The organism is Rhizobacter sp. P1_G5 (assembly GCF_056405435.1).
This window is the reverse complement of record NZ_JBFUCB010000323.1, coordinates 1-6708: the sequence shown is the minus strand read 5'-3', so window position 1 is coordinate 6708 and position 6708 is coordinate 1. Positions and strand designations below refer to the sequence as shown.

The 6708-nt window shown below is 70.0% G+C and carries 6 protein-coding genes and 1 pseudogene; 5 read left to right on the top strand and 2 right to left on the bottom strand.

Annotated elements, in window-relative coordinates; translation table 11 throughout:
* The 3 genes from AC1D12_RS20550 to AC1D12_RS20540 form a co-directional block, all read left to right on the top strand.
* Positions 1 to 761, top strand: a 761-nt coding sequence (locus tag AC1D12_RS20550) for a CoA transferase (RefSeq protein ID WP_477842517.1), incomplete at its 5' end; no start/stop codon positions are given.
* Positions 758 to 1729: a Bug family tripartite tricarboxylate transporter substrate binding protein gene (locus AC1D12_RS20545; RefSeq protein ID WP_465111332.1), complete on the top strand. Its 972-nt coding sequence runs from the start codon at positions 758 to 760 to the stop codon at positions 1727 to 1729. The genes AC1D12_RS20550 and AC1D12_RS20545, both read left to right, overlap by 4 nt.
* 27 nt (positions 1730 to 1756) lie before the next feature.
* Entirely contained in the window at positions 1757 to 2677 is a 921-nt protein-coding gene (locus AC1D12_RS20540; protein WP_465111331.1) for a LysR family transcriptional regulator, read from the top strand.
* A 1-nt stretch (position 2678) separates the two neighbouring features.
* On the opposite strand, the gene AC1D12_RS20535 is transcribed toward AC1D12_RS20540, so the two are convergent.
* Positions 2679 to 2972 carry a hypothetical protein gene (locus tag AC1D12_RS20535; RefSeq protein WP_047501349.1) on the bottom strand — a complete coding sequence of 98 codons (294 nt, stop codon included), beginning with the start codon at positions 2970 to 2972 and terminating at the stop codon, positions 2679 to 2681.
* A gap of 130 nt (positions 2973 to 3102) precedes the next feature.
* Entirely contained in the window at positions 3103 to 4464 is a 1362-nt protein-coding gene (locus AC1D12_RS20530) for a serine/threonine-protein kinase (RefSeq protein WP_465111330.1), read from the bottom strand.
* Between the two features lie 188 nt (positions 4465 to 4652).
* Here AC1D12_RS20530 and argS point away from each other — a divergent pair, with 188 nt between their 5' ends.
* Together argS and AC1D12_RS20520 are read left to right on the top strand one after the other, a co-directional pair.
* Entirely contained in the window at positions 4653 to 6341 is a 1689-nt protein-coding gene (argS, locus tag AC1D12_RS20525; RefSeq protein WP_477842516.1) for an arginine--tRNA ligase, read from the top strand.
* Positions 6342 to 6351: 10 nt separating this feature from the next.
* Positions 6352 to 6708: pseudogene (locus AC1D12_RS20520) on the top strand (SPOR domain-containing protein); the annotation flags it as partial.

Genomic DNA, 6708 nt, shown 5'->3' with positions numbered 1-6708 from the left:
GCCAGCCGCTGCGCGCCGGCAGCAGCGTCAACGACATCATGGGCGGCCTGTTCGGCGCGATCGGCGCGCTGGCGGCGCTCGCGCAGCGCGCGACGACAGGCCGCGGCCAGGAAGTGCAGAGCGCGCTGTTCGAGAACAACGTGCTGCTGGTCGCGCAGCACATGATGCAGTTCGCGGTCACCGGCCGGCCGGCCGCGCCGATGCCCAGCCGCATCCCGGCCTGGGGCGTCTACGACATCTTCGAGGTGGCCGGCGGCGAGCAGATCTTCCTCGCGGTGGTGTCCGACGGCCAGTGGGCGGGCCTGTGCGAGGCGTTCGGCTTCGCCGACCTGAAGGACGACCCGCGCCTCGCGACCAACAACCTGCGCGTCACCGCGCGCGACTGGATGATGCCGCTGCTGCGCGAGCGCATGGCGGCCCACCGCGCGGCCGAGATCGGTGCGCGCTTCGAGGCCCGCGGCCTGCCGTGGGCGCCGATCACGCGGCCGCACGACCTGTTCGACGACCCGCACCTGCAGGCCACCGGCGGCCTCGCGCCGGTCAGGCTGCCCGATGGCCGCAGCACCCGCACGCCGCTGTTGCCGATCACGCTCGACGGACAGCGCCCACCGCTGCGCAGCGACCCGCCGGCGATCGGCGAGCACACCGAGGCGCTGCTGCAGTCGCTCGGGCTCGACGCCGCGCAGATCCTCGCGCTGCGCACCGACGGCGTGATCGCACCCTCTCACCCCGAACAACCCCCCGGAGACACGCCCCGATGAACCCGCTGCGCCGCACCCTTCTCGCCGGCCTGCCAGCCCTGGCCGCCTGGCCCGCGCCGGCCCAGGCCACCTTCCCCGGCCAGCCGATCCGCCTGGTCGTGCCGTTCCCGCCGGCCGGCGCGACCGACGTGGTGTCGCGCCTGATCACCGGCAAGATCAGCGCCGACACCGGCTGGAACTTCGTCGTCGACAACCGGGCCGGGGCCGGCGGCAACATCGGCCTCGACGCCGTCGCGAAGGCCGCGGCCGACGGCTACACGCTCGGCATGGGCCAGACCGCCAACCTCGCGGTGAACCCGGCGCTGCTCGCGAAGATGCCGTTCGATCCGCTGAAGGATTTCGCGCCGGTCGCGCTGGTGGCCTCGCTGCCGGTGGTGCTGGTGGTGCGCACCGAATCGCCGCACACGTCGCTGGCGTCGGTGGTCTCGGCCGCGAAGGCCAAGCCCGGCGTGCTGCTGCAGGCGCTGGCTTCGAACGGCACGGTCGGCCACCTTGCGGGCGAGATGTTCGGCCGGCTCGCCGGCGTCAGCTTCACCAACGTGCCGTACAAGGGCGCCGGCCCGGCGCTGACCGACCTGATCGGCGGCCAGACCGACTTCATGTTCGGCACGCCGCAGGCCGTCACCGCGCTGGTGCGCGGCGGCAAGCTGCGGGCGCTGGCCGTCACGTCGGCGCGCCGGCTGCCGGTGATGCCCGAGGTGCCGACCATCGCCGAATCGGGCTGGGCCGGCTTCGAGGCGACCGACTGGAAGGGCCTGGTCGCGCCCGCCGCGACGCCGCGCGACGTGGTGCGCAAGCTCAATGCAGCGGTCAACCGCGCGCTCGGCCGGGCCGACACGCTGGCGGCGCTGCTGGCCGACGGCAGCGCGCCGATGGGCGGCACGCCGGAGCAGTTCGCGCAGTTCCTGAAGGCAGAGCACACGCGCTGGGGCAAGGTCGTCCGCGACGCTGGCATCAAACCAGATTGATGACTTCGGCGCGCATAATCGCCGCCCATGGACCGGCTAAAGCAGATCGAATCGTTCGTATCGGTCGCTGCCAAGGGCAGTTTGACGGCCGCCGCCCATGCCGAGGGCGTCGCGCCGGCGGTCATCGGCCGGCGCATCGATGCGCTGGAAGAGCGGCTGGGCGTCAAGCTGCTGGTGCGCACGACGCGCCGCATCACGCTGACGCACGAGGGCAGCGCCTTCCTCGAAGACTGCCAGCGGCTGCTGGCCGACCTGGCGAATGCCGAATCGAGCGTCAGCGCCGGCGGCATCAAGGCGGCCGGCTACCTGCGCCTGACGGCACCGGCCGGCTTCGGCCGCCGCCACGTCGCGCCGCTGGTGCCGCGCTTCCTCGCGCTGCATCCCGAGGTCAGCGTCTCGCTGAACCTGAGCGACCGGCTGGTCGACATCGTCAACGAGGGCGTCGATTGCGCGGTGCGGGTCGGCGAGCTGCCCGACAGCAGCCTGGTCAGCGTGCGGCTGGCCGACAACCGCCGGCTGTGCGTCGCGACGCCGGACTACCTGAAGCGCGCCGGCACGCCGCGCACGCCGCAGGAGCTGTCGCACCATGAATGCCTGACGCTGAGCAGCGATGCGAGCCAGACGCGCGGCTGGGCCTTCACGATCGACGGCCAAGTGCAGCACCTGCGGCTGAACGGCCGGCTCGATTGCAGCGACGGCCAGGTCCTGCACGACTGGTGCCTGGCCGGGCTCGGCATTGCGTGGCGCTCGACCTGGGAGGTCGAGGGCGAGGTCGCGAGCGGCGCGCTGGTCAGCATGCTCGACGCCTACGCCGCGCCGCCGAACGGCATCTACGCCGTGTTCCCGCAGCGCAAGCACCTGCCGCTGCGGGTGCGGCTGTGGATCGATTTCCTGAAGCAGACCTACGGCGATGCCCGCTATTGGCAGGACACCGCAGGCCCGGCCTGACTCACTTCGCCGCCGAGGCGGCGGCGGCCGGGGCCGACGCGTCCTTCGTGCACTTCTTGACGAAGCTGTTCTTCGCCGCGCCCTTCAGCTTCTTGTCGGCGGCCTGCGTTTCGCACGCAGCGCCCGCGCCGCTGGCCTTGGCCTCGCGCTCGCATTTCTTCATGAAGCTGTTCTTGGCCGCGCCGGCCAGCTTCTTGTCGGTCGCCTTCGACTCGCAGGTTGCCGCATCGGCCGCGAACGCCACGTTGGACAGYGCGATCAGGCCCAGGGCCACCAGGGTGCTCAGTTTCTTCATGGGATTCCTCCGGGGTGCGGCGAACGGTGTGTCGCCGGCCCGGATTGAAGCACCGAGCCCGAATGTGATCAAGCGTGAGCTTGAGTCAACATGAATCTCTCTATGTCGCTTTATGTCACCGATACCGGTGTCACATGATGCGCCGCGGGTGGGCGAGCGCCTCGTGCGCCGCATGCAGCCGGCGCACCAGCACGCGGATGAACGCCTCGTCGAACAGGTGGCGGCAGCCCGGGCTGACCTGGGCCAGCGTGTCGGGCGTGAAGGTGATCGTGGTGGCCGATTCGGTGACGATCACGTCGGTGCTGTGGCGGCGCAGCTCGGCGCTCGGCGCGAGGTAGACCATCTCGCCCACCGAGGTGCCGGCGCCGAGCTGCGCGACCTTCGTGCCTTCGCGGAAGACCTCGACCTCGCCCTGCGCAATGATGTGGAAGTTGCGCGTTTCCTCGCCGCGCCGGTACAGCGCATGGCCGAAGGTGTAGCGCTGCCACTTGGCGCGGTGCACCACCTCCCACAGCTCGACATCGCCGAAGTTGGAGAAGAAGTCGAGCGTGCGCAGCAGGTTGAAGCGCTCCGAATCGAGCACGCCCTGCAACTGGCCGCGCGGCACCTGGTGGTTGACGATCAGCCCGGACAGCGCCTGCGCGAACTCGTCCCAGCTCGCATAGCGGTCGTCGGCACGCTTGGCCAGCGCCCGCAGGATCACGGCATCGACGCCCTCGCCGACGCCCGAGCGCAGCTGGCTCGGCGGCATCGGCATCGCGTTGTAGACCTGGTTCATCATCGCCGACTGCGACGGCGCGTCGAAGGGCGGGCGCCCGGCGATCAGGTGGTACAGCACCGCGCCGAGCGAATACATGTCGGCCCGGCTGTCGAGCGAGGCGCCGTCGAGCTGCTCCGGCGCCATGTAGGCCAGCGAGCCGACGCGGTAGACCTGCGTTGTCTCGGCCGACATGTTCAGCACGCTGCCGAAGTCGGTCACCTTCACGTCGGTGATGCTGCCGTTGGTGATCACCGCCAGGATGTTGGCCGGCTTCACGTCGCGGTGCACCAGGCCCTGGCGGAACACGTAGCCGAGCGCCATCGCGCACTTGAAGCCGATTTCGACGATCAGCTCCAGCGGCAGCAGCTGGTCGGCCCGGCAATACTGGCGCAGCGTGTGGCCCGACACGTACTCCATCACCAGGTAGGACTCGTTCGGGTCGGCCACCGCGTCGAAGATCTGCACCACGTTCGGGTGCTGCAGCCGGCCGACCAGGGCGGCCTCGGCCGCGAAGAAGCGCTCGAAGAAACGGCCGTCGGTCGGATCGTTGACCGCACCCAGGCGCACCCGCTTGATCGCGACGTCGCGCTGGTGGAACTCGTCACGCGCGAGGAACACCTCGCTGGTGGCGCCCTCGCCGAGCCGGCGCAGCACCGGGTATTTGCCGACCTGGGCCGGCAACGGCAAGCCGGAGACGGTGGCGGGTTCGGACGTGGCGAGCGGAAGACTCATGGGTGATGCGTTGTCGGCACGGTAATGCCGAAGGGCCCGAGGACCGAGAGTGGCATCTTGGCACCGCCGCCACACCTCAGTGTGCCAAATTGAACACCAAAGTGGGTGTAAATCCGAACTTGCGGGATGGGTCGCCCCCCGCCGGGTTTCCCCGAGGACACCGGCGAGGCCCACTTAGAATCGCCGCCATGATCCAAGCCAAACAGGAACTGCTGCAGGCGCTGGCCGCGGCGGTTGCCGATGTCCACCCCGGCAGCAGCGTGCCGATCGCCTTCGAATTGCCCAAGCAGGCCTCGCACGGCGACTTCGCGGTGACGCTCGCGATGCAGCTGGCCAAGCCGCTGAAGAAGAACCCCCGCGAACTGGCCCAGGCCCTGGTCGACGCACTGAACCGGCAGCCCGCGGTGCAGCGCCACGTCGAGGCGCTCGAGATCGCCGGCCCCGGCTTCATCAACCTGCGGCTCAAGGCCGCTGCCAAGCAGTCGGTGATCGGCGAGATCCTGGCGGCCGGCCCGGCCTTCGGCAACCAGCCGCCGGTCGACCGGCGCGTGATGGTGGAGTTCGTCTCGGCCAACCCGACCGGCCCGCTGCACGTCGGGCACGGCCGCCAGGCCGCGCTGGGCGACGCGATCTGCAGCCTGCTCGCCACGCAGGGCTGGCAGGTCACGCGCGAGTTCTATTACAACGACGCCGGCGTGCAGATCGCGACGCTGGCGAGCACCACGCAGGCTCGCATCAAGGGCCTGAAGCCCGGCGACGCGGGTTGGCCCGAGCCGGCCTACAACGGTGAGTACATCGCCGACATCGCGGCCGATTTCCTCGCGAAGAAGACCGTCAGGTCGGACGACCGCGAGTTCACCGCGTCGGGCGACCCCGACGACCTCGACAGCATCCGCCAGTTCGCGGTGGCCTACCTGCGGCACGAACAAGACCTGGACCTGCAGGCCTTCGGCGTGCGCTTCGACAACTACTTCCTCGAATCCAGCCTGTACAGCAGCGGGCGCGTGGAACAGACCGTCTCCAAGCTGAAGGCGGCCGGCAAGACCTTCGAGGAAGGCGGCGCACTGTGGCTGCGCAGCACCGACTACGGTGACGACAAGGACCGCGTGATGCGCAAGTCCGACGGCACCTACACCTACTTCGTGCCCGACGTGGCGTACCACATCAACAAGTGGGAGCGCGGTTTCACCAAGGTGGTCAACATCCAGGGCACCGACCACCACGGCACCATCGCGCGCGTGCGTGCCGGGCTGCAGGGCGTGGGCGAGAACATCCCCGCCGGCTACCCCGACTACGTGCTGAACAAGATGGTCACCGTGATGCGCGGCGGCGAGGAGGTGAAGATCTCCAAGCGCGCCGGCGGCTACGTGACGCTGCGCGACCTGATCGACTGGACCAGCCGCGACGCGGTGCGCTTCTTCATGATCAGCCGCAAGGCCGACACCGAGTTCACCTTCGACGTCGACCTGGCCCTGAAGCAGAACGACGAGAACCCGGTGTTCTACGTGCAGTACGCCCATGCGCGCATCAGCAAGGTGCTGCGCGACTGGGTGGCCGAGCACGGCGGCGACCTCGAGGCACTGAAAGGTGCCGACCTGTCGCTGCTGGCCGCGCCGACCGAGGCGGCCCTGCTGCTGAAGCTGGCCGAGTACCCCGACATGCTGACCCACGCGGCCGCCGACCTGGCGCCGCACGACGTCACCTTCTACCTGCGCGACGTCGCCAGCGCCTTCCACAGCTATTACGCGGCCGAGCGCTTCCTGCTGGCCGACAACGCCAACCTGACGCGCGCCCGCCTCGCGCTGCTGGCCGCCACTGCCCAGGTGCTGCGCAATGCGCTGCAGGTGCTGGGCGTGGCCGCCCCCGACCGGATGTGATGGAGAACGCATGAAAAGCCAACGTGGCGGTTTTGTAATGGGCCTGATCATCGGCCTGCTGATCGGCCTGGCGCTCGCGCTGGGCGTCGCGCTGTACATCGCGAAGGTGCCGGTGCCCTTCATCAACAAGGTGCCGCAGCGCACCGCCGAGCAGGACGCGGCCGAAACCGAGAAAAACAAGAACTGGGACCCGAACGGCTCGCTGTCGGGCAAGACGCCGGTGCGGCAGGGCAGCCAGGCCGCCAGCGGCGTCGTCGGTGCACCCGTGCCGGCGTTCCCGCCGTCCGTCCCCTCGGGCACGCCGCCGGTCGGGGCGGCCCCGGCCGCCAGCAGCCCGCGCCGTGACCCGGCCGCCATCCTCGAGGGC

Coding starts and splice junctions, on each gene's coding strand:
- AC1D12_RS20545 (WP_465111332.1), top strand. CDS start 758: ATGAACCCGCTGCGCCGCACCCTTCTCGCCGGCCTGCCAGCCCTGGCC.
- AC1D12_RS20540 (WP_465111331.1), top strand. CDS start 1,757: ATGGACCGGCTAAAGCAGATCGAATCGTTCGTATCGGTCGCTGCCAAG.
- AC1D12_RS20530 (WP_465111330.1), bottom strand. CDS start 4,464: ATGAGTCTTCCGCTCGCCACGTCCGAACCCGCCACCGTCTCCGGCTTG.
- argS (WP_477842516.1), top strand. CDS start 4,653: ATGATCCAAGCCAAACAGGAACTGCTGCAGGCGCTGGCCGCGGCGGTT.